Origin of the sequence: Nonomuraea sp. NPDC005730, assembly GCF_040630865.1 — a bacterium.
Lineage (GTDB): Bacteria > Actinomycetota > Actinomycetes > Streptosporangiales > Streptosporangiaceae > Nonomuraea.
Window position 1 is genome coordinate 26,909 of the sequence record NZ_JBEXYK010000076.1, and the last position, 19,509, is coordinate 46,417.

Here is a 19,509-nt window from a genome sequence, read left to right on the forward strand (position 1 = left end):
CCTCAGGTCCGGCGCAGCGAGCGGGTCAGACCGGCGGCGATCGTCGTGGCCAGCACCCAGCCGGCCATGATGAGCCCCCAGGCCAGCCACTGCGCGCCGCCCTGCGGGCTGTAGGCCTTCTCCTGCCCGAAGTCGATGATCGGCAGCAGCAGGTCGAGGGTGTAGACCAGCGCGTGGAACGGCGGCGCCTCACCCGGCTTCAGCGGCGGCGGCACGTCGACCCCGAACACGACCGTGCCCACGGCCAGCAGCGCGGCCAGCCAGGCCGCCGCGCGCAGGGGACGGAAGCCGTAGCCGACGGTGGCGTCCTGGAGGTGGCCCCAGAAACGGGCGTACCAGGGGAGCGCGGCGCGGCGTTGCCGCTGGCCGGCCAGCAGCGTCTCGCGGGCGTCGGCGTCGCCGCCGAGCCGCCGGTACATGGCGGCCAGCTGCTCGTAGGCGCCCGGCAGATAGCCGTCGGGGTCGGTACGCAGCCAGCGCAGCCGCCGCGCGGCCGGCAGCATGGGGTCGAGCACCTCGTACGACAGCCCGTCCATGCGCATCGCCCGCGGCCACCCGCCGGGGTCGTCGCGCAGGACGCCGATCCGCGCGTACCGTAACTCCACCACCCCCTCGACCGGCGCGGCCGTGCGCAGCGCCAGCTCGCGGGCCTCCAGCCGCCAGCACTTCAGCGCCACCTCGCCGGGCGCCGCCAGGGTGGCGCCGTCGAGGCACAGGCGGCTGCCGACCTGGGCGCTGGTCAGCCTGATCCGGCCGCGGGCGGAGAAGCCGTCGCAGAGGTTGAGCACCTTGCCCACCGACAGGCCGTTGGCCGACAGCGCCGCCCCGCCGGGGTTGACCAGGGTCGCGCCCTCGAAGTGCGCCGGGCCGGTGACCGTGGCGTCGAGCAGGCTGAACTCACCCTCGGTGCGCAGCCCCCGCCAGGCCAGCAGCGAGCCGTTCACGGTGAGGCCGTCGGCGGCGACCACCACGCCGCCCGGGGCGCTCAGCCGGGCGCCCTCCAGGCCGAGGGTGCCGCCGATGACCGAGCGGTTGAGGCGCACCTGCCCCTCGGCCGTCAGCCCGGCCAGGAAGAGCCCCGCCTCGGCGTTGAGCCCGGTGGCGCGCAGCGCGAGCCCGCCCGGGTGCCGGATGCGCGAGCCGCGTAACGTGAGCGGGCCGGACACGCGGGCGAAACGCACGCTGACCTCGCCGTCGGCCTCCATGTCCCGCGCGAACAGCCCGACCTGGACGATCACGTTGGACGCCTCCAGGGCCGTGCCGCCCGGCGCGTTCAGCCGGGCGCCGTCCAGCTCGACCGCGCCGCCGATCCGGGCGGAGGCCAGGACCAGCGTGCCGTCGCAGGCGAAGCCGTCCTGGGCGCGCAGGTGGCCGGCCACGTCGAGGTGCTCGCCGTTGAGCGCCGTGCCCGCCGGATGGCTCAGGCGGGCGCAGTTGAGCACGAGGTTGCCGCTGATCCGGCCGCCGGGCAGCCGCAGCTCGCCGGTGACATGGCTGCCCGCCAGCCGCAGGTTGCCCTCGACCTGGACGTTCGAGGCGGTCAGGCCGGGCAGCAGCGAGCCGCTGAAACTGAGGAAACGGGTGCGGGCGTGGTAGAGGTCGGGGGCGGCGTCGAAGGCGCAGCCCTGGAAGGTGACGGGGAAGGGCAGCTCGGCGAACGCCAGGTTGAGCGCGCCCGTGATCCTCGCCCCCGCCAGGATCAGCCGCGGTTTGGCGGCGGGCTCGTCGAACCCGGCGAGCAGCAGCCCGGCCAGCACCTCGGCACGGACCGTGCGCCCGGCGCCCCAGGACGCGGCCGCGGCGGGATCGTCGGCGGCGGGGTCGCCGGTGCGCAGGTCGACGGCGTGGCCGTGGGCGAGCGCGGCGGCCACGGCCCGCTCGGCGTCGTTGAGATCGGCGATCGGCACACCGCCATCTTCGCCGACCCTCCCGCTGGAACGGATCTCAGGGCCGGCGCTCAGGAGCGGACCTCAAGGCCCAGCGCCTCGGCGATGACCGTGGCCTGGAACGGGTCGATGACCGCCTTCTTGAGGGTGACCGTGGCCGGATCGAGAGTGCTCAGGTCGCTGCCGCGCAGGTCGCAGCCGGTGAGGTCGGCGCCGTGCAGCCAGGCCCCCGACAGGTCGGCCCGGCGCAGCTCGGCCCCCGCCAGCCGGGCCCCGGTCAGGTCGGCCTCCCGCAGCCGGACGCCGTGGAAGGTGCTGCCGCGCAGGTCGGCGCCGGGCAGCCCGGTGTAGGACCAGTCGCCGCCGTCGACCTTCAGCAGCCCGTAGGTGCAGCCGTCGAACATGCTGCCGGTCAGCTTGCACCCCCTGAACGTGGTGTCGAACAGGGAGCACCGGCTGAACAGGCAGTTGAGGAAGCGCGCGTCCTCGTGGGTGGAGACGTTGAGCCGCACGTTCCTGAACGTGCACTCCTCGAACGACGCCCCCTGGTCGACCAGTTCGGTCAGGTCGACGCCCTGGAACAGGACCCGGTGAAAGGTCTCACCGGCGATCTCCGTCCGGTCCCAGTCGTCGGCGTGGATCGTCGTCTCGATCGGGGGCGCGGGCACCCCGTGCTTGCGGTCGGCCATGCGAACAAACTAGCGGATCACGCCTTGTTCGCGATGGCCGTGATGAGCGGCTGGACGAGCTTGGCCGCCAGCGGCCCGAACGCCGCCAGGATCAGCACGTAGGCCGCCGCCAGGGCCCCGAGGTCGGGATGGGCCCCGGCGCCCACCGCCAGGCCCGCAATGACGATGTTGAACTCGCCGCGCGGGATGAGGGCGATGCCCGCCCGTGCCTGACCGGCCTTGCCGATGCCCGCCCGTCTGGCCGCGTACGCGCCCGTCAGGAGCTTGGTCACCATGCTCACCAGCGCCAGCAGCGCGGCCAGCCCCGCCACCGGCAGGATCTTCGCCGGGTCGGTCTGGAACCCGAAGAACACGAAGAACACCGCCGCGAACAGGTCGCGCAGCGGCGCGAGCAGCGCCTGCGCGTCGTGCGCGAGCTGCCCCGACAGCGCGATCCCGACCAGGAACGCGCCGACCGCCGCCGAGACCTGCAGCTGCTGTGCCAGCCCGGCCACCAGCAGCGCCAGCCCGACCACCTTCAGCAGCAGCACCTCGGAGTTGGGGCTCGACACGAACGCCTCGATGAAGCGCCCGAAGCGCAGCGCCACGACGAGCACGACGCTCACCGTGCCGAGCGCGATGCCGACCGAGATCGCCCCGCTGACCAGGCTCAGGCCCGCCAGCAACGTGGTGAGGACCGGCAGGTAGACCGCCATGGTCAGGTCCTCGAACACCAGCAGGGACAGCACCGTCGGCGTCTCCCTGTTACCGATCCACCCCAGATCGGACAGCACCTTGGCGGTGATGCCGGAGGAGGTGGCGTAGGTGACGCCCGCCATGGCCACCGCCGCCACCGGCCCCCAGCCCAGCAACAGTGCGCAGATCGCGCCGGGGGCGGCGTTCAGCACGAGGTCGACGATGCCGGCCCGCGCGTTGCTCGTGAGGCTGGTGACCAGTTCGTCGGCGTTGTACTCCAGGCCGAGCGTCAGCAGCAGCAGGACGACGCCCAGCTCCGCGCCGACCGAGATGAACTCCTCACTGGTCGCCAGCGGCAGCACGCCGCCCGTGCCGAACGCCAGACCGGCGATCAGGTAGAGCGGGATCGGGGAGATGCCGACGCGCAGCGCGAGCGCGCCCAGAACCCCCAGACCCAGAAGAACAGCACCGAACTCGAGAAAGATGACCGCGGTTTCGTGCACCCGCGGTTACCCGTCAGCCAGGATGCCGGCGACTTCCGCGGTGCTGTCCGCGCTGCCCACCACGACCACGACGTCGCCCTCGCCGAAGACGAAGTCGGGGCCGGGGCTGGCGAACACCTGGCCGCCGCGGACCACGGCGACGATGGAGGCGCTGGTACGGGTCCTGACCCGGGCCTCGCCCATGGTGCGCCCGGCGTAGGGGGAGCCGGACGGGATGGGGAGCTGGACGCTGACCAGGCCCTCGACCTGCTGGTGCAGCTGGTTGAGCCGCTGCACGATGCGGGGGGCGCCGAGGAGCTCGGCCAGGGCGTCGGCCTCCTCGTCGTTCAGCTTGACCGTCTGACAGGCGCGGTCGGGGTCGTCCTTGTCGTAGATCACCAGGTCGCGACGGCCGGTGCGGTGCGAGACGATGCCTACCCGCTGGCCGGCGCGGGTGGTGAAATCGTGCCGAAGCCCGATCCCCGGCAACGCTGTCTGCTCAACCTCCACCTATCCCACCCATCCAAAAAATACGCATATTTCTGGACAACACTACCAACGGTCTCCGCCCCCTTGACCTCCTCGTATCCCGCCTCCCACGCCGTCCGGTGCTCCCCGGCCGCCCGCCGCGTCCCCCGTCCGGCCGGTGCGGGAACAGGAGGCGGAGGCGGGACGCGGATGGGAGGATGCCGGGGACGTTGCCGCGGGAGAGGCGAGACGAAGTGATGCCGACCACTTCCTCCATCCGGCTGCTGCTCGTGGAGGACCACGCGATGGTGGCCGAGGCCATCGGACTGGCGCTCGGCCGGGCGCCGGGCATCGAGGTCGTGGCGCAGGCGGGCACGGTCGCCGCCGCCCTGGCCGAGGCCGCCCGCCGCCGGCCCGACGTCGTGGTGCTCGACCGGCGGCTGCCCGACGGCGACGGCGTCGAGGCGATCGGCCGGTTCGCGGCGGTCGCGCCCGGGGCCCGGGTGCTGGTGCTGACCGGGGAGGCCACCGCCTCGGTCGCCGCCCGGGTGGTGGAGGCGGGCGGGGCGGGCCTGCTGGTGAAGTCGTCCAGGCTGGAGGAGCTGGAGTCGGCGGTGCGCGAGGTGGCCGCCGGCGGCGTGGTGTTCGCGCCCGGCCTGCTGCCCGGCGTGCTCGACCGGCTGACCGGCCGGGTGCGGAGCCCGGGGGCGGCGCTGACCGCGCGCGAGCGCGAGACGCTGCGGCTGCTGGCCGAAGGGGCGAGCACGGTCGAGATCGGCGCGCGGCTCGGCGTGGCCCGCAACACCGCGCGCAACCACGTCCAGCACGTCCTGGAGAAGCTCGGGGCCCGGTCCAAGCTGGAGGCCGTGGCCGTGGCGCGCAGGGAAGGGCTGCTCGACTGACGCAGATGCACCAGACGGCGTCCCTCATCCGCACCGGAAGAGGTGGTTCCACTGCGTCTCGTGATCAGTCCTGTACTGCCCGACAGTAGGAGGATGGGCAGTTTCGCTGCGCCGTACCAGGTGGACACCCAGCTGCCGGAGGAGATGGGCAGCATCACCGCGGCCCGTCAGAGAGCACGTGAGGTGCTGGCCGAGTGCGGCTACCGTGGGCGCCGCGAGGACGTCCTGCTCGTGGTCTCCGAGCTGGTGACCAACGCGCTCGTCCACGGCGACGGCCCGCCCGCCTTACGCATCCGCTGCACCCCCGTCCACGTGCGGATCGAGGTGCGCGACTCCGGCTCCCGCCTGCCCGAGCCGCGCGAGCCGGGGCCGGACAACGGCTGGGGCCTGCGCGTCATCGAGCTGCTGTCCACCGGCTGGGGCGTCTCCCGTGCCGAGGGGGGCGACGAAGGCGGCAAGGTGGTGTGGTGCGAGCTGGCGCCCCACGTCATCGCGCCCGCCCAGGAGCGCTCCAGGGCGTGATCGGGTTTCGGTCTTCCGCCGGGCCGTGCGAAGCTGCAGTATGCCCGGTCAAGACAGGCAGTCAGAGGACATCCAGCTGCTCGTCCGCAGCGTCGTCGACTACTCGATCTGTCTCCTCGACCCCGCAGGCCATGTGACCAGCTGGAACGCCGGCGCCGAGCGCATCAAGGGCTACCGGGCCGAGGAGATCATCGGCCGCCATTTCTCGGTGTTCTACCCGCCCGAGGCCGTCGCGGCCGGCCGTCCGGAACAACTGCTGGGCCGCGCGGCGGCGGCCGGCCGGGTGGCCGACGAGGGCTGGCGCGTGCGCAAGGACGGCGCCAGGTTCTGGGCGCGCGTGGTCATCACCGCCCTCCGCGACGAGCGGGGCCTGCTGCGCGGGTTCGGCAAGGTCACCGGCGACCTGACCGAGCGCCGCCTGGCCGAGCAGGCGATGCGTGACAGCGAGGAGCGCTTCCGCCTGATGGTCCAGAACGTCGTCGACTACGCCATCTTCATGCTCGACGCCCAGGGCCGGATCGTGAGCTGGAACGCCGGCGCCGAGCGCATCAAGGGCTACCGGGCCGAGGAGATCATCGGCCGGCACTTCTCGGTCTTCTACCCGCCCGAGGACGTCGCGGCCGGCAAACCCGCCATGGAGCTGGAGGTCGCCGTCGCCGACGGCCGGTGGGAGGAGGAGGGCTGGCGGGTGCGCAAGGACGGCACCAGGTTCTGGGCCAGCGTGGTCATCACCGCCCTCCACGACGACCGCGGCGAGCTGCGCGGGTTCGGCAAGGTCACCCGCGACCTGACCGAGCGCCGCAACGTGTCCCGCGCCCTCGACGAACGCGGCATGCTGCTGGCCCACCTGGTCCGCGCCCAGGAGGTCGAACGCCGGCGCATCGCCTACGACGTGCACGACGACACGATCCAGTCCATGGTCGCCGTCGGCATGCGCCTGCGCGCGATGGAGAGCGGCCTCGGCGGCGAGCGGGCCGCCGAGGTGCGCGGCATCGGCGAGGCCGTCGAGGCCGCCGTCGCCCGCCTGCGCGACCTGGCCTTCGAGCTGCGCCCGCCGGCCCTCGACGAGGAGGGGCTGGTCGAGGGCCTGGCCGGCTACCTGCGGCAGGTGACGGCCGGCACCGGGCTGTCGTTCGAGATCGACCACCGCCTCGACGCCGACCCGCCGCCCGAGGCCGCCGTCACCATCTTCCGGATCTGCCAGGAGGCGATCACCAACGTGCGCAAGCACGCCCGCGCCACCTCGATCAGGCTCTCGCTGGTCTCGCTGGACCGCGGCGTGCACGTACGCGTCGCAGACGACGGCGCCGGGCTGCCGCCGGGCGCCGAGGGGCCGCTTCGCCACTTCGGGCTGATCGAGATGCGCGAACGGGCCGAGATCGCGGGCGGCTGGTGGAGCCTGACCGACCGGCCGGGGGCCGGGACCACCGTCGACTTCTGGGTCCCGGCCGTCCCCCACGCCTGACCGGAGCGGCCGGCGGAGCGGCGCTCAGCGGCGGGGGAGCACCTCCAGGGACTGGCGGGCGATCTCCCACTCCTCGTCCGTGGGGACGACCAGCACCGCCACCTCCGCGCCCGGCGGCGAGACCGCCCGCTCCCCGGTCGGGCCGGCCGCGTTCAGCGCGGGGTCCACGGTGATGCCGAGCCGGTCGAGCCCGGCCAGGGACTCCGCGCGGGTGGCCGCGTCGTGCTCGCCGACGCCGCCGGTGAACACGATCGCGTCCAGGCGGCCGAGCAGGGCGTAGTACGCGCCGACGTACTTGCGGATGCGCCGGGTGTAGACCTCCAGGGCCAGCCGGGCCTCCTCGTCGCCGCGTGCCCGCACCTCGCGCATGTCGAGCGTCCCGGCCAGGGCGCGCAGGCCGCCCTCGTGGCTGAGCGCGCGCTCCACCTCCTCGCCGCCCATGCCGCGCACCCGCGCCAGGTAGCCGGCGATCGCGGGGTCCACGTCGCCGGAACGGGTGCCCATCACCAGCCCCTCCAGCGGGGTCAGCCCCATGGAGGTGTCCACGCTGCGCCCGCCGGACATCGCCGTCGCGCTGGCGCCGTTGCCCAGGTGCAGCACGACCAGGTCGAGGCCGGCCAGGTCGCGGCCGAGCAGGGCGGCGGCGCGGCGCGAGACGTAGGCGCAGGAGGTGCCGTGGAAGCCGTAGCGCCGCACGCCGTCCTCCCGCCAGGCCCGCGGCACCGCGTACGTGTACGCCTGCGGCGGCAGCGTGAGCTGGAACGCCGTGTCGAACACCGCCACCTGCGGCACCCCGGGGAACGCCGCCCGCGCCACCCGGATCCCCGCCAGGTTCACCGGGTTGTGCAGCGGCGCGAGCGGCGCCAGCTCCTCGATCGCGGCGATCACCTCGTCGTCCACGAGCGCCGGGCCGGTGAAGCGGGTGCCGCCGTGCACGACCCGGTGCCCGACCGCGACCGGCTCCAGCTCGGGCCCGGCCCGCGCGAACGCCTCCAGCATCGCCGCCAGCCCCTCGGCGTGCCCGGGGAAACGCTCCTCCCGCACGTACGGCGGCCCGCCGCCCGCGTGGTGCGTCAGCCGTCCGCGCTGCTCGCCGATGCGCTCCACCAGCCCGCGCGCCGGCCGCTCCCGGGTGCGCACGTCCACCAGCTCGTACTTGATGGAGGAGGAGCCGGTGTTCAGGACGAGTATTCGGCCGGCCATGTCCACGACCTGATCTCCGCCGGGTCCTCGCCGTGCTCCCTGGTGTACGCGCGGGCCCGCAGCCGCGCGTCGCTCATCCGCTGGCGCAGGTGCGCGGCCTTGGAACCGAGCCCCGGCACCCGGTCGATGACGTCGATGACCAGGTGGTAGCGGTCGATGTCGTTGAGCATGGCCATGTCGAACGGCGTGGTCGTGGTGCCCTCCTCCTTGTAGCCCCGCACGTGCATGTTGGCGTGCCCGGTGCGGCGGTAGGCGAGCTGGTGGATGAGCGAGGGGTAGCCGTGGAAGTTGAAGATGATCGGCCGGTCCACGGTGAACAGCGTGTCGAACTCGGCGTCCGGCATGCCGTGCGGATGGTCCGACCGCGGCTGCAGCCGCATCAGGTCCACCACGTTGACGACCCGCACCTTCAGCTCCGGCAGGTGCTCGCGCAGCAGCGCCGCGGCGGCCAGCGTCTCCTGGGTCGGCACGTCGCCCGCGCAGGCCAGCACCACGTCCGGCTCGCTGCCCTGGTCGGTGGAGGCCCACGGCAGGATGCCCAGGCCGCGCGTGTTGTGCGCGATCGCCTCCTCCATCGTGAACAGGTCCAGCACCGGCTGCTTGCCCGCCACGATCACGTTGACGTAGTCGCGCGAGCGCAGGCAGTGGTCGGCCACCGACAGCAGGGTGTTGGCGTCCGGCGGCAGGTAGACCCGCACCACCGACGCCTTCTTGTTGACGACGACGTCCAGGAAGCCGGGGTCCTGGTGGCTGAAGCCGTTGTGGTCCTGCCGCCACACGTGCGACGACAGCAGGTACGTCAGCGACGCCACCGGCCGCCGCCACGGGATCTTCTGCGACGACTCCAGCCACTTGGCGTGCTGGTTGAACATGGCGTCCACGATGTGGATGAACGCCTCGTAACAGTTGAACAGGCCGTGCCGGCCGGTCAGCAGGTAACCCTCCAGCCAGCCCTGGCACAGGTGCTCGCTCAGCACCTCCATCACCCGGCCGCCCGGGGCCAGGTTCTCGTCCGTGGGCAGCAGCTCGGCCTCCCACGCCCGGTCGGTGACCTCGAACACGTCCTGCAGCCGGTTGGAGGCGGTCTCGTCGGGGCCCATCAGCCGGAAGTTGCGCGGGTTGCCGGCGATCACGTCGCGCAGCAACCCGCCGAGCACCCGCGTCGGCTCGGTCAGCTGCGCGGCCGGGGACTTGACCTCGACCGCGTGCCGGCGGAAGTCCGGCAGCCGCAGCGGCTGCAGCAGCTCGCCGCCGTTGGTGTGCGGGTTGGCGCTCATCCGCAGCGCCCCCCGCGGCACCGTCGCCAGCACCTCCTCGACCGGCCTGCCGTCGGAGCCGAACAGCTCCTGCGGCCGGTACGAGCGCATCCACTCCTCCAGCATCGCCAGGTGCGCCGGGTTGTCCCGGACCGCGGCCAGCGGCACCTGGTGGGCCCGCCACGTGCCCTCCACCGGCTTGCCGTCCACCTCGCGCGGGCCGGTCCAGCCCTTCGGCGTGCGCAGGACGATCATCGGCAGCCGCCGGTCCTGGCCGTCCTTGTACTCGGCCAGCTCGTCGAAGACGGTGTCGAGGGTGGCGGCCATCTCCTCGTGCGAGGGGCCGACCAGATGGGGGCGGTAGCCGTACCCCTCCATGAGCTTGAACAGGTCCTGCTCGGGGATGCGGGCGAGCACGGTGGGGTTGGCGATCTTGTAGCCGTTCAGGTGCAGGATGGGGAGCACGACGCCGTCGCGCCGGGGGTCGAGGAACTTGCCGGAGTGCCAGCTCGCGGCCAGCGGGCCGGTCTCGGCCTCGCCGTCGCCGATGACGCAGGCCACCACCAGGCCGGGGTTGTCGAACGCGGCGCCGTAGGCGTGGGCCAGGGAGTAGCCCAGTTCGCCGCCCTCGTGGATGGAGCCGGGGGTCTCGGGCGCGACGTGGCTGGGGATGCCGCCGGGGAAGGAGAACTGGCGGAACAGCCGCCGCATGCCCTCGACGTCCTGCGAGACGTCCGGATAGCGCTCGGTGTAGGAGCCCTCCAGCCAGGCGTGCGCGACGGCGGCGGGCCCGCCGTGCCCGGGACCGGCGATGTAGATCATGTCCTGGTCGCGCTCGGAGATCACCCGGTTGAGGTGGGCGAAGCAGAAGTTCAGCCCCGGGGTGGTGCCCCAGTGGCCGAGCAGGCGCGGCTTGATGTGCTCGGGACGCAGCGGCTCGGTCAGCAGCGGGTTGTCCAGCAGGTAGATCTGCCCGACGGACAGGTAGTTGGCCGCCCGCCAGTACGCGTCTATGTGGTCCATGCCCTTGCCCATTCCTCCGCAGGCGGTGCTGAATCCCCGGGCTGCCGATAATGTGCCGTCACATGGCGCTGCGCAGTTCCCTCTGGTACTCCGGTGACGACAGGAACTCCTACATCCACCGGGCCTGGATGCGCCGCGGCCTGCCGCGCGAGGCGTTCGAGGGCGAGCGGCCGCACATCGCGATCGCCAACAGCGCCTCCGACCTCGCGCCGTGCAACTCCCACCTCGACGAGGTCGCCCGCAGCGTCATGAACGGCGTGTGGGAGGCCGGAGGCGTGCCGCTCGACCTGCCCGTCCTGTCGCTGGGCGAGACGAACGTGCGCCCGACCGCCATGCTCTGGCGCAACCTGGCCGCGATGGCCGCCGAGGAGCTGCTGCGGGCCAACCCGATCGACGGCGTGGTGCTGCTCGGCGGCTGCGACAAGACCGTTCCGGCGCTGCTCATGGCCGCCGCCTCGGTCGACCTGCCGGCGCTCGTCGTGCCCGGCGGGCCCATGCTGACCGGGCACTTCCGCGGCGTGCCGCTCGGCTGCGGCACCGACGTGTGGCGGCTCAGCGAGGAGGTGCGGGCCGGCACGCTCGCCCGCGAGGCGTTCCTCGCCTCGGAGTCGTCCATGATCCGCAGCCGCGGCCACTGCAACACGATGGGCACCGCCTCCACCATGGCCTGCCTGGCCGAGGCGCTCGGCATGACGCTGCCCGGCACGGCCGGCACTCCCGCCCCCGACAGCCGCCTGCTGGAACGCGCGCACGACAGCGGCCGGCTGGCCGTCGAGCTGGTACGCGCGGGCCGCCGCCCCAGCCACGTCATGACCAGGGCCTCCTTCCTCAACGCCATCGTGACGCTGGCCGCGATCGGCGGCTCGACCAACGCGGTCGTGCACCTGCTGGCCGTCGCCGGGCGGCTCGGCGTCGAGCTGAGCCTCGACGACTTCGACCGCGCCGGCTCGGGCGTGCCGCTGCTGGCCGACCTGCAGCCCGCCGGCCGCCACCTGATGGACGACCTGTTCCGGGCGGGCGGCCTGACCGCCCTGCTGCGGGAGGTCGAGGACCTGCTCGACCCCGCGGCGATCACCGTCACCGGCAGGCCGCTCGTCGAGCACCTGACCGGCGCCGAGATCTGGGACGACACCGTGATCCGGCGGCGCTCCGATCCGCTGCTGCCCGACGCGGGCATCGCCGTGCTGCGCGGCAACCTCGCGCCCGACGGCGCCGTGATCAAGCCCGCGGCCGCCTCGCCGGAGCTGCTGCGCCACCGCGGCAGGGCGATCGTTTTCGACGGCGTCGAGGACGCCCGCGCCCGGCTCGACTCGCCCGGCCTCGACGTCGACGAGACCTCGGTGCTGGTGCTGCGCGGCTGCGGCCCCAAGGGCTACCCGGGCATGCCGGAGGTCGGCAACCTGCCGCTGCCGCGCAAGCTGCTGGCCAGGGGCCTGCGCGACATGGTGCGGGTCAGCGACGCCCGGATGAGCGGCACCGCGTACGGCACGGTCGTCCTGCACGCCTCGCCGGAGGCGGCGGCCGGCGGCCCGCTGTCGCGGGTGCGCACCGGCGACCCGATCGTGCTCGACGTGGCCACCAGGAGGCTCGACGTCGACGTCCCCGACGCCGAGCTGGCCGCCAGGGAGCCGGTCATGACCGGCCACGCCCGCCCGGCCCGCGGCTGGGAGCGCCTGTACGTCGACCACGTCACCCAGGCCCACCTCGGCGCCGACCTCGACTTCCTGACCGGCTCCTCCGGCGACGCGCCCGGCCGGGAGTCCCACTGAACGCAAAGAGTGCCCGGCGCCGTGCGCGGAATCTTCCCCGTGGGGTACGGGGTTCCCTGACGGGAGCCCGGCTCAGCGGATCTCCCGCCAGTGCGGGACGATGTGATCAGGTTTGACGACGTATGAGGAGGAAGCGGTGAACGGCGACATCAGCCAGAGCCAGGAGTGGGCGGCTCTGGGCAAGCATCACGAGGAGCTGGCGGGAAAGCAGCTTCGTGAGCTGTTCGCGGAGGACCCGGGCAGGGCCGGGCGGATGACGGTGAGCGCCGGGGACCTCTACCTCGACTACGCCAAGCACCGCGCCACCCAGGAGACGATCGACCTGCTGGTGGCCCTGGCCGAGCGGGCGGGGCTGCGCGAGCGCATCGCCGCGATGTTCGGCGGCGAGCACATCAACGTGAGCGAGGACCGCGCCGTCCTGCACGTCGCGCTGCGCATGCGGGAGAACGCCAAGCTGGTCGTGGACGGCCAGGACGTCGTGGCCGACGTGCACGCGGTGCTGGACAAGATGAGCGCCTTCGCCGACCGGGTCAGGTCCAAGGAGTGGAAGGGCGCCACCGGCCGGCCGATCAGGACCGTGGTCAACATCGGCATCGGCGGCTCCGACCTCGGCCCGGCCATGGCCTACGAGGCGCTGCGCGACTACGTGGACGCCGGTGTCGAGGCCAGGTTCGTCTCCAACATCGACCCCGCCGACATCCTGGGCAACCTGCGCGACCTCGACCCGGCCAGCACGCTGTTCGTGGTCGCCTCCAAGACCTTCACCACCCTGGAGACGCTGACCAACGCCAGGGTCGCCCGGTCCTGGCTGGTCGACGCGCTGGGCGAGGACGCGGTCTCCAAGCACTTCGTGGCCGTCTCCACCAACGCCGAGAAGGTCGCCGAGTTCGGCATCGACACCGACAACATGTTCGGCTTCTGGGACTGGGTGGGCGGCCGCTACTCCTACGACGGCGCCATCGGCCTGTCGCTGATGGTCGCCGTCGGGCCGGACCGGTTCCGTGCGATGTTGTCCGGCTTCCACAGCATGGACCAGCACTTCCGCACCGCGCCCTTCAACGCCAACATGCCGGTCCTGATGGCCCTGCTCGGCATCTGGTACACCGACTTCTTCGGCGCCGAGACCCGCGCCGTGCTGCCCTACAGCCAGCGGCTGCACCGCTTCCCGGCCTACCTCCAGCAGCTCACCATGGAGTCCAACGGCAAGTCGGTGCGCGCCGACGGCAGCCCGGTGACCGTCCCGACCGGCGAGATCTTCTGGGGCGAGCCCGGCACCAACGGCCAGCACGCCTTCTACCAGCTCCTGCACCAGGGCACCCGGCTCGTCCCGGCCGACTTCATCGGCTTCGCCGAGCCGTTCGAGGACCGCGAGGGCATGCACGACCAGCTCACCGCCAACCTGCTCGCCCAGACCAGCGCGCTGGCCTTCGGCAAGACCGCCGAGGAGATCGCGGGCGAGGGCACGCCGCCGGAGATCGTGCCGCACAAGGTGATGCCGGGCAACCGGCCCACCTCGACGATCCTGGCGACCAAGCTCACGCCGTCCACGCTGGGCCAGCTCGTCGCGCTCTACGAGCACATCGTGTTCGTCGAGGGCACGATCTGGGGCGTCGACTCCTTCGACCAGTGGGGCGTCGAGCTGGGCAAGAAGATGGCGCTCGACGTGGCGCCCGCGCTCACCTCCGACGAGCCGCCGCAGACCTTCCCCGACTCCTCGACCGAACAACTCGTGCGCAGATACCGCGAGCTGCGCGGAAGGCGGGCCTAGAGATGGGGCGGGCGGGCGCGCTGGTCCTGTTCGGCGTCACGGGCGACCTCGCGCGCAAGATGCTGCTCCCCGCGCTCTACCACCTGACCGCCGACGGCAGGCTCGACCTGCCGATCATCGGCGTCGCCAAGACCGACATGGACCTCGACGCGCTGCGCGAGCACGCCCGCGAGGCGTGCGGCGGCGTCCAGGACGCGGCGTTCGAGAAGCTGGCCGGCAACCTGCGGCTGGTGGCGGGCGACTATCGCGACCCCGAGACGTTCGCGAGGTTGCGGGAGGAGGTCGAGGGCAAGGGGTTCCTCGTCCACTACCTGGCGGTGCCGCCCGCGCTGTTCTCCGTCGTCGCCGAGGGGCTGGCCGGCGCCGGGCTCAACCACGAGGCCAGGCTGGTGGTGGAGAAGCCGTTCGGGCACGACCTGGACTCCGCGCGCCGGCTCAACGACGAGCTGCTGAAGTACTTCGACGAGGACCACCTGCGGCGGGTCGACCACTTCCTGGGCAAGGAGCCGGTCGAGGACCTCATGGTGTTCCGGTTCGCCAACATGCTGCTCGAACCCCTGTGGAACCGGAACTACGTGCGCAGCGTGCAGATCACCATGGCCGAGGACTTCGACGTCGCCGACCGCGGCGGCTTCTACGACGCCAACGGCACGGTCCGCGACGTGGTCCAGAACCACCTGCTGCAACTGCTGGCCATCCTGGCGATGGACCCGCCGCCGTCCATGGACGCCCGCGCCCAGCTCGACGAGAAGTGGCGGGTGCTGCGCGCCGTCCAGGCCATCGACCCGGCCCACGTCGTGCGCGGCCAGTACGACGGCTACCTCGACACCCCCGGCGTCCGGCCCGGCTCCACCACCGAGACGTTCGTCGCCATGCGGCTCTACATCGACAGCTGGCGGTGGGCGGGCGTGCCGTGGTGCATCCGTTCGGGCAAGGCGCTGCCCACCACCGACCTGGAGATCGTGGCCGAGCTGCGCAAACCGCCGGTGACGATGTTCCGCGGCGGCGACGTGCCGCCGGGACCCAACCTCATCAGGTTCCGGCTGCAGCCCGACGCCGGGGTGACCTTCGACGTGCTGGCCAAGGAGCCGGGCCGGCAGCGGACGATCCCGGTGCCGGTGAGCGTCGACTTCACCAAGGTGCTCGGGCCGATGGAGGCCGCCTACGAGCGCATCCTGACCGACGCCGTCAGCGGCGACCCGCGGCGGTTCGCCCGGTTCGACCTGGTGGAGGAGTCGTGGCGGATCGTGGGCCGGCTGCTCGACCTGCCCGACCGGCCGCTGCCGTACGAGAAGGGCACCTGGGGGCCGGAACCGGCGGAGAAGATCCCGCCGGGCGGCTGGCACGAGATCTCCACCACGTTCGACTAGCGGCCGATCCGGGTGAACGATGGGCCCATGGACATCAAGGAGCTGTTGGAGCAGTCGAAGGACGCCGTCACCGTCAGGCGGGTCTTCGGTGAGCCGATCCACCACGGCGACGTCCTGGTCATCCCCGTCGCCCGGGTCGCCCAGGGCGGCGGGGCCGGTCAGGGGCAGGGCCGGGACGAGAAGGGTGAGGAGATCGGCAGCGGCGGCGGTGGCGGCTTCGGCTACAGCGCCACCCCCGCCGGGGTGTTCGTGATCAAGGACGGCGACGTGCAGTGGCGTCCGGCCGTCGACGTCAACCGGATCGTGCTCGGCGGCCAGATCGTCGGCCTCGCCCTGGTGCTGACGATCCGGACCATCTTCAAGAAGTGGCGTCGCGGGAAGTAGCGGGGGCACATCATCTGACGTGCTCATCGATCTGCTCGACGCGGGGCTGCCCGGCCACGAGGCGCTGCTGCCCGGCTCCAACCTGCCGGTGCGGGTCACCCCGCTGGGCGGCGGCACGTCGCTGGTCCGCTTCCCGCCCCGGTGGAGCCGTCCCGGCCGCGGCCACTACCTGGCGGGGGAGGAGTTCGTGCTGCTGGAGGGCGAGCTGCGGGTGTCGGGGGTGGCGTACCTGCCGGGGGAGCACGCCTGGCTGCCCGCCGGCGCCCTGCGCCACTCCGGCGCGGCGCCGGCGGGGGCGCTGGTGTGCACGTTCTTCGCCGGTGAGCCCACCTGGGTGTCCAGCGACCTGGACGAGCCCGACGGGCCCAGCCTGCGCACGCCGCTGGGGAGCGTCGTCGTCCCCGGCGGTGGGTTGCCGCTCACGTCCCACTCCGTCCTGCTGGACACGCCCGTCCCGCTCGACCACCCGGCCGAGATGATCACGGTGCCGAGCTGGACGTGGGAGCTGTCCACCTTGATCCCCGAGGGCCGGGTCCTCGTCAGGTGGACGCCGTGACGCTCCCCTTGGGTCCTGGTGCCGCAGTTCGTGGACGAGGAGGCCGCGTTGGGCGAGACGCTGCTGCTGGCGGCGGTCGCGCCGACCGGCACGATGGTCTGGTTCCTCCTGGTGGCGAACGTGGTGGGCACGCTGCGCCGGGGGGTCGCCAGGTCGGGCGTGCGCAGGGCCGTGCACGGGCTGACCGGCGCCGGGCTCATCGCCCTCGGCGTCGACCTGGCCGTCACCGGCCGCCCTTGAACGGCCCCTCGACGGCCCGCCGACGAGCGGTGCGCGCCGGCGTCAGGAGACGGCGACGCCCAGCAGATGTCCGAGGCCGAAGGTGACGGCGGCGGCGCCCGCGCCCAGCCCGAGCTGGCGCAGGCCGCCCAGCCACCACGGCCGCGCGGTCATCACGGCCACCGCCGCGCCGAACCCGAACAGCGCCACCATGCTCAGTGCCAGCGCCAGGAACAGCCCCGAGGCCCCGAACAGGAACGGCGCCAGCGGCACCAGCGCCCCGGCGGCGAAGGCGAGGAACGACGAGCCCGCCGCCAGGTAGGGCGAGGGCAGGTCGTCGGGGTCGACGCCCAGCTCCTCGCGCACGTGCACGCGCAATGCCTGCTCCGGATCGGCCGACAACCCCTCGGCGACCCGGCGGGCGAGGTCGGCGTCCAGGCCGCGCGACCGGTACAGGGCGGCCAGCTCGGCCCGCTCGCCGTCGGGGTTGCGGGCCAGCTCGCGCCGCTCCACGGCGATCTCGGCCCGCATCAGCTCGGTCTGGGACCGCACCGACGTGTACTCGCCCGCCGCCATCGAGCACGCCCCCGCGACCAGGCCCGCGAACCCGGCGAGCACCGCGCCGCGCCCGGCGCCCGCGGCGCCCACGACGCCGGCGATGAGCGCCACGTTGGAGACCAGCCCGTCCATCGCCCCGAACACCGCCGGACGCAACCAGCCGCCGGTGACGTCACGGTGGCTGTGGTGCTTCTCAGGAGAGTAGGGCCGGGCAAGCTCAATGGTCATGACAATCCTCCCCTTATTGGCAGTTCGTCAGGGAATCTAGGCCCTTCCGGCATGATCCGCAACGAAGGAGAGGCTAGCCTGATCTGCGATTTTCCCGCTGCGTCACCGACCGTGCACGCACGATCACCTGCCCGGGGACGGGAACACGAACGTCCCCCCGGAACCCGCGGCACGCGGGAGCCGGAGGGACGCGGACGGGGTCAGGCGTGCGCCGGGCTGGCGGGAACCGGCTCGGCGGGATCGGGCTGAGCGGAACCGGACCGGGCGGCCCTCGGGCCGTTGACGAGCGCGTCGCAGTCGGCGATCGCGTCCTCCAGCAGCCTGCGCAGCAGCGCGTCGGGGTCCTTGATGCACGCCTGGACGATGCCGACCACGGCGAGCTGCACCGCGTTGGGCGCCGCGTACCGGCGGAAGCCCTTCTCGGTGATCTTGGCGGCCCGGCTGAAGCGCCTGGCCTGCTCGGCCGCGTGCGGCACCTGCTCCATCGCGCTGCGGCTCAGCTCGCTCAGCCGGCCGGACGGCGCGCCGTCGAGCCTGGCCAGCATCTCCTCGGCCGCCAGCACCGACACCGCGAGCGCGAGCTGGCGCTCGGCGGCGGCGACCGGCAGGGCCGTGGTCGCGCAGCGCAGCGCGATGTGCGCGTCGATCCGCAGGTCGTCGCCGGCCAGCCCGATGATGGACGGCACGAGCCCCACCAATCGGGCGCGGCTCTCGTCGCCGGTGTTGTCGTTGACCAGGCGGGCGAGTGCGGCCAGCAGCGGATGGGTGCAGGCCGGGTGGTCGCTCCACCGCTCGCCGGCCAGGTAGGACGCCAGCTCCATGAAACAGGCGCCGCGTTTCGGGTTGCGATGCCTGCCGCGGGACAGGACCGGCATGTGATCAAGGTGATTGTCCACGGGGTGCTCCATGCTCCACGCGATCGCCGTCCAGCCAGTTTGCGCTGTCGGGCGCGTCAAAGCCAGTGATCGGGCATCTTCCACAGGAATGGTTCCCTCAGGCGATGCGATCATTCCTCAACCGCCATTCATGGTTATGGCACCAAAGAATTTAATTTATGAGGAATTTTCGGCATTTATGACGAAAACAGCGGCCGTACGGGCCGGAACCGTCAGCGTGCCGGCCACCGGATCGTAGGACGACCGCATGACCACCTCGTCCGCCGACGCCGCCTGCACCGGGTGCAGCGCCACCCGGCGGCCCGGCGGCACCCCAGGCGCCCGCGTACAGGGCGACGGGGTGGGGTTGAGCACCACGAGCACCGCGTCCCAGCGCGGGTCCAGTCCCGCGGTGTCCACCCGCATCACGATCACGCCCTCGCCGCCGGCCGGGAACGACAGCCGCCGCCGCACCTCCTCCGCCGTGCCCAGCGCGAACGCCGGGGTCGAGGCCCTGATCCGCAGCAGCTCCCCGAACGCCGCCCGCGCCGCCCCGATCGCCGCGCAGCCCGGACGCAGCGCCGGGTCCGCCAGCAACGGCCGGGCGTACGGCCAGGCGGCCTCGTTGTCCGCCCTCGGCGGCAGGCCCGCGCCGAACCCGTTGCCCGCCGAGCAGTCCCACAGCAGCCGGTTGAACCAGTCGCCGGAGTCGTAGGAGTTGCGGTCGAGCGACTTCGAGCGCAGTCGCTCGCTGCCCGCGTGCACGAACGCCGCCCCCTGCCCCAGCAGCACGGTGGCCAGCGACAACACCTGCATGCGCACCCGGTCGGCCATCGGCGTGCCCGCGGGCAGCTTGTAGGCCAGCGCGTCGAACAGCGTCTCGTTGTCGTGCGCGTCCACGTACGTCACGACGTCGTCCGGCCAGGCGGCGTAACCGGCGGCGGCGCCGTTGTGGCCGAGCTCCGAGCCGGCGCGGCCCGAGGGCAGCACGTAGTCGCGCAGGCCGCCGGCCAGGCCCAGCATGACCAGCTCGGTGCAGTGGCGCAGGCGCTCGCGCTGCTGCTCCTCCGAGCCGTGGGGGGGCGGCGGCGGGGGGGGCGCCGGCCGCGCCGCGCCCGGGCGAGGACGGCGCCGCAGCGGGGGCACTGTGTGAGGGCGCCGGTGTCGCTGCCGCATCGCCCGCACCGCCCCCCGGCGCCTGAATGGTGGAC

General features: G+C 73.0%; 18 protein-coding genes. 9 read left to right on the forward strand and 9 right to left on the reverse strand.

Annotated elements, in window-relative coordinates:
• Positions 1-2: 2 nt before the first annotated feature.
• Genes ABZ444_RS45595 through ABZ444_RS45610 form a run of 4 tightly spaced genes read right to left on the reverse strand, consistent with a single transcriptional unit; the run spans position 3 to position 4,242 of the window.
• Complete coding sequence (locus ABZ444_RS45595) at positions 3-1,907, reverse strand: hypothetical protein (RefSeq protein ID WP_358010492.1); 1,905 nt, start codon at positions 1,905-1,907, stop codon at positions 3-5.
• A 50-nt stretch (positions 1,908-1,957) separates the two neighbouring features.
• Positions 1,958-2,575, reverse strand: a complete 618-nt coding sequence (locus ABZ444_RS45600) for a pentapeptide repeat-containing protein (RefSeq protein WP_358010493.1) — start codon at positions 2,573-2,575, stop codon at positions 1,958-1,960.
• A 17-nt stretch (positions 2,576-2,592) separates the two neighbouring features.
• Entirely contained in the window at positions 2,593-3,753 is a 1,161-nt protein-coding gene (locus ABZ444_RS45605; protein WP_125637599.1) for a cation:proton antiporter, read from the reverse strand.
• Between the two features lie 6 nt (positions 3,754-3,759).
• On the reverse strand, positions 3,760-4,242 hold the full coding sequence (locus ABZ444_RS45610; RefSeq protein WP_358010494.1) for a cation:proton antiporter regulatory subunit: 483 nt from the start codon (positions 4,240-4,242) through the stop codon (positions 3,760-3,762).
• A 215-nt stretch (positions 4,243-4,457) separates the two neighbouring features.
• On the opposite strand from ABZ444_RS45610, the gene ABZ444_RS45615 reads away from it, so the two are divergent.
• The 3 genes from ABZ444_RS45615 (at position 4,458) to ABZ444_RS45625 (ending at position 7,089) form a co-directional block, all read left to right on the forward strand.
• Complete coding sequence (locus ABZ444_RS45615; protein ID WP_358010495.1) at positions 4,458-5,102, forward strand: response regulator transcription factor; 645 nt, start codon at positions 4,458-4,460, stop codon at positions 5,100-5,102.
• 93 nt (positions 5,103-5,195) lie between these two features.
• A complete protein-coding gene (locus tag ABZ444_RS45620) occupies positions 5,196-5,624 on the forward strand; it encodes an ATP-binding protein (protein WP_358010496.1) in 429 nt (142 codons plus the stop codon).
• Positions 5,625-5,664: 40 nt separating this feature from the next.
• Positions 5,665-7,089 (forward strand): PAS domain S-box protein, encoded by a 1,425-nt coding sequence (locus ABZ444_RS45625; RefSeq protein ID WP_358010497.1) that lies wholly within the window; start codon positions 5,665-5,667, stop codon positions 7,087-7,089.
• Positions 7,090-7,113: 24 nt separating this feature from the next.
• Here the strand turns inward: ABZ444_RS45625 and ABZ444_RS45630 are convergent, their stop codons facing one another.
• Both ABZ444_RS45630 and ABZ444_RS45635 read right to left on the reverse strand, forming a co-directional pair.
• A complete protein-coding gene (locus ABZ444_RS45630; RefSeq protein ID WP_358010498.1) occupies positions 7,114-8,292 on the reverse strand; it encodes an acetate kinase in 1,179 nt (392 codons plus the stop codon).
• Positions 8,268-10,571: a phosphoketolase family protein gene (locus ABZ444_RS45635; RefSeq protein ID WP_358010500.1), complete on the reverse strand. Its 2,304-nt coding sequence runs from the start codon at positions 10,569-10,571 to the stop codon at positions 8,268-8,270. Before ABZ444_RS45635 ends, ABZ444_RS45630 begins: the two co-directional genes overlap by 25 nt.
• A 62-nt stretch (positions 10,572-10,633) precedes the next feature.
• On the opposite strand from ABZ444_RS45635, the gene ABZ444_RS45640 reads away from it, so the two are divergent.
• The 6 genes from ABZ444_RS45640 (at position 10,634) to ABZ444_RS45665 (ending at position 16,658) form a co-directional block, all read left to right on the forward strand.
• Positions 10,634-12,340, forward strand: coding sequence for an IlvD/Edd family dehydratase (locus tag ABZ444_RS45640; RefSeq protein WP_358010501.1), 1,707 nt, complete (start codon positions 10,634-10,636; stop codon positions 12,338-12,340).
• A 136-nt stretch (positions 12,341-12,476) separates the two neighbouring features.
• Entirely contained in the window at positions 12,477-14,108 is a 1,632-nt protein-coding gene (gene pgi / locus ABZ444_RS45645; protein ID WP_358010502.1) for a glucose-6-phosphate isomerase, read from the forward strand.
• 2 nt (positions 14,109-14,110) lie between these two features.
• Complete coding sequence (gene zwf / locus ABZ444_RS45650; RefSeq protein ID WP_358010503.1) at positions 14,111-15,478, forward strand: glucose-6-phosphate dehydrogenase; 1,368 nt, start codon at positions 14,111-14,113, stop codon at positions 15,476-15,478.
• A gap of 27 nt (positions 15,479-15,505) precedes the next feature.
• Positions 15,506-15,862 carry a spore germination protein GerW family protein gene (locus ABZ444_RS45655; RefSeq protein ID WP_357976703.1) on the forward strand — a complete coding sequence of 119 codons (357 nt, stop codon included), beginning with the start codon at positions 15,506-15,508 and terminating at the stop codon, positions 15,860-15,862.
• A 19-nt stretch (positions 15,863-15,881) separates the two neighbouring features.
• Positions 15,882-16,418 carry a hypothetical protein gene (locus tag ABZ444_RS45660; RefSeq protein WP_358010504.1) on the forward strand — a complete coding sequence of 179 codons (537 nt, stop codon included), beginning with the start codon at positions 15,882-15,884 and terminating at the stop codon, positions 16,416-16,418.
• A gap of 18 nt (positions 16,419-16,436) precedes the next feature.
• The gene (locus tag ABZ444_RS45665; RefSeq protein ID WP_358010506.1) at positions 16,437-16,658 is read left to right on the forward strand and encodes a LysE family transporter; all 222 of its coding nucleotides are present in this window, start codon (positions 16,437-16,439) and stop codon (positions 16,656-16,658) included.
• Between the two features lie 42 nt (positions 16,659-16,700).
• Here the strand turns inward: ABZ444_RS45665 and ABZ444_RS45670 are convergent, their stop codons facing one another.
• From ABZ444_RS45670 to ABZ444_RS45680, 3 genes are all read right to left on the reverse strand, one after another.
• Positions 16,701-17,423 (reverse strand): VIT1/CCC1 transporter family protein, encoded by a 723-nt coding sequence (locus tag ABZ444_RS45670; RefSeq protein WP_358010508.1) that lies wholly within the window; start codon positions 17,421-17,423, stop codon positions 16,701-16,703.
• Between the two features lie 200 nt (positions 17,424-17,623).
• Entirely contained in the window at positions 17,624-18,319 is a 696-nt protein-coding gene (locus tag ABZ444_RS45675) for a hypothetical protein (RefSeq protein WP_358010509.1), read from the reverse strand.
• Between the two features lie 156 nt (positions 18,320-18,475).
• On the reverse strand, positions 18,476-19,509 hold a 1,034-nt coding region (locus ABZ444_RS45680), incomplete at its 5' end, for an alpha-1,6-glucosidase domain-containing protein (protein ID WP_358010511.1).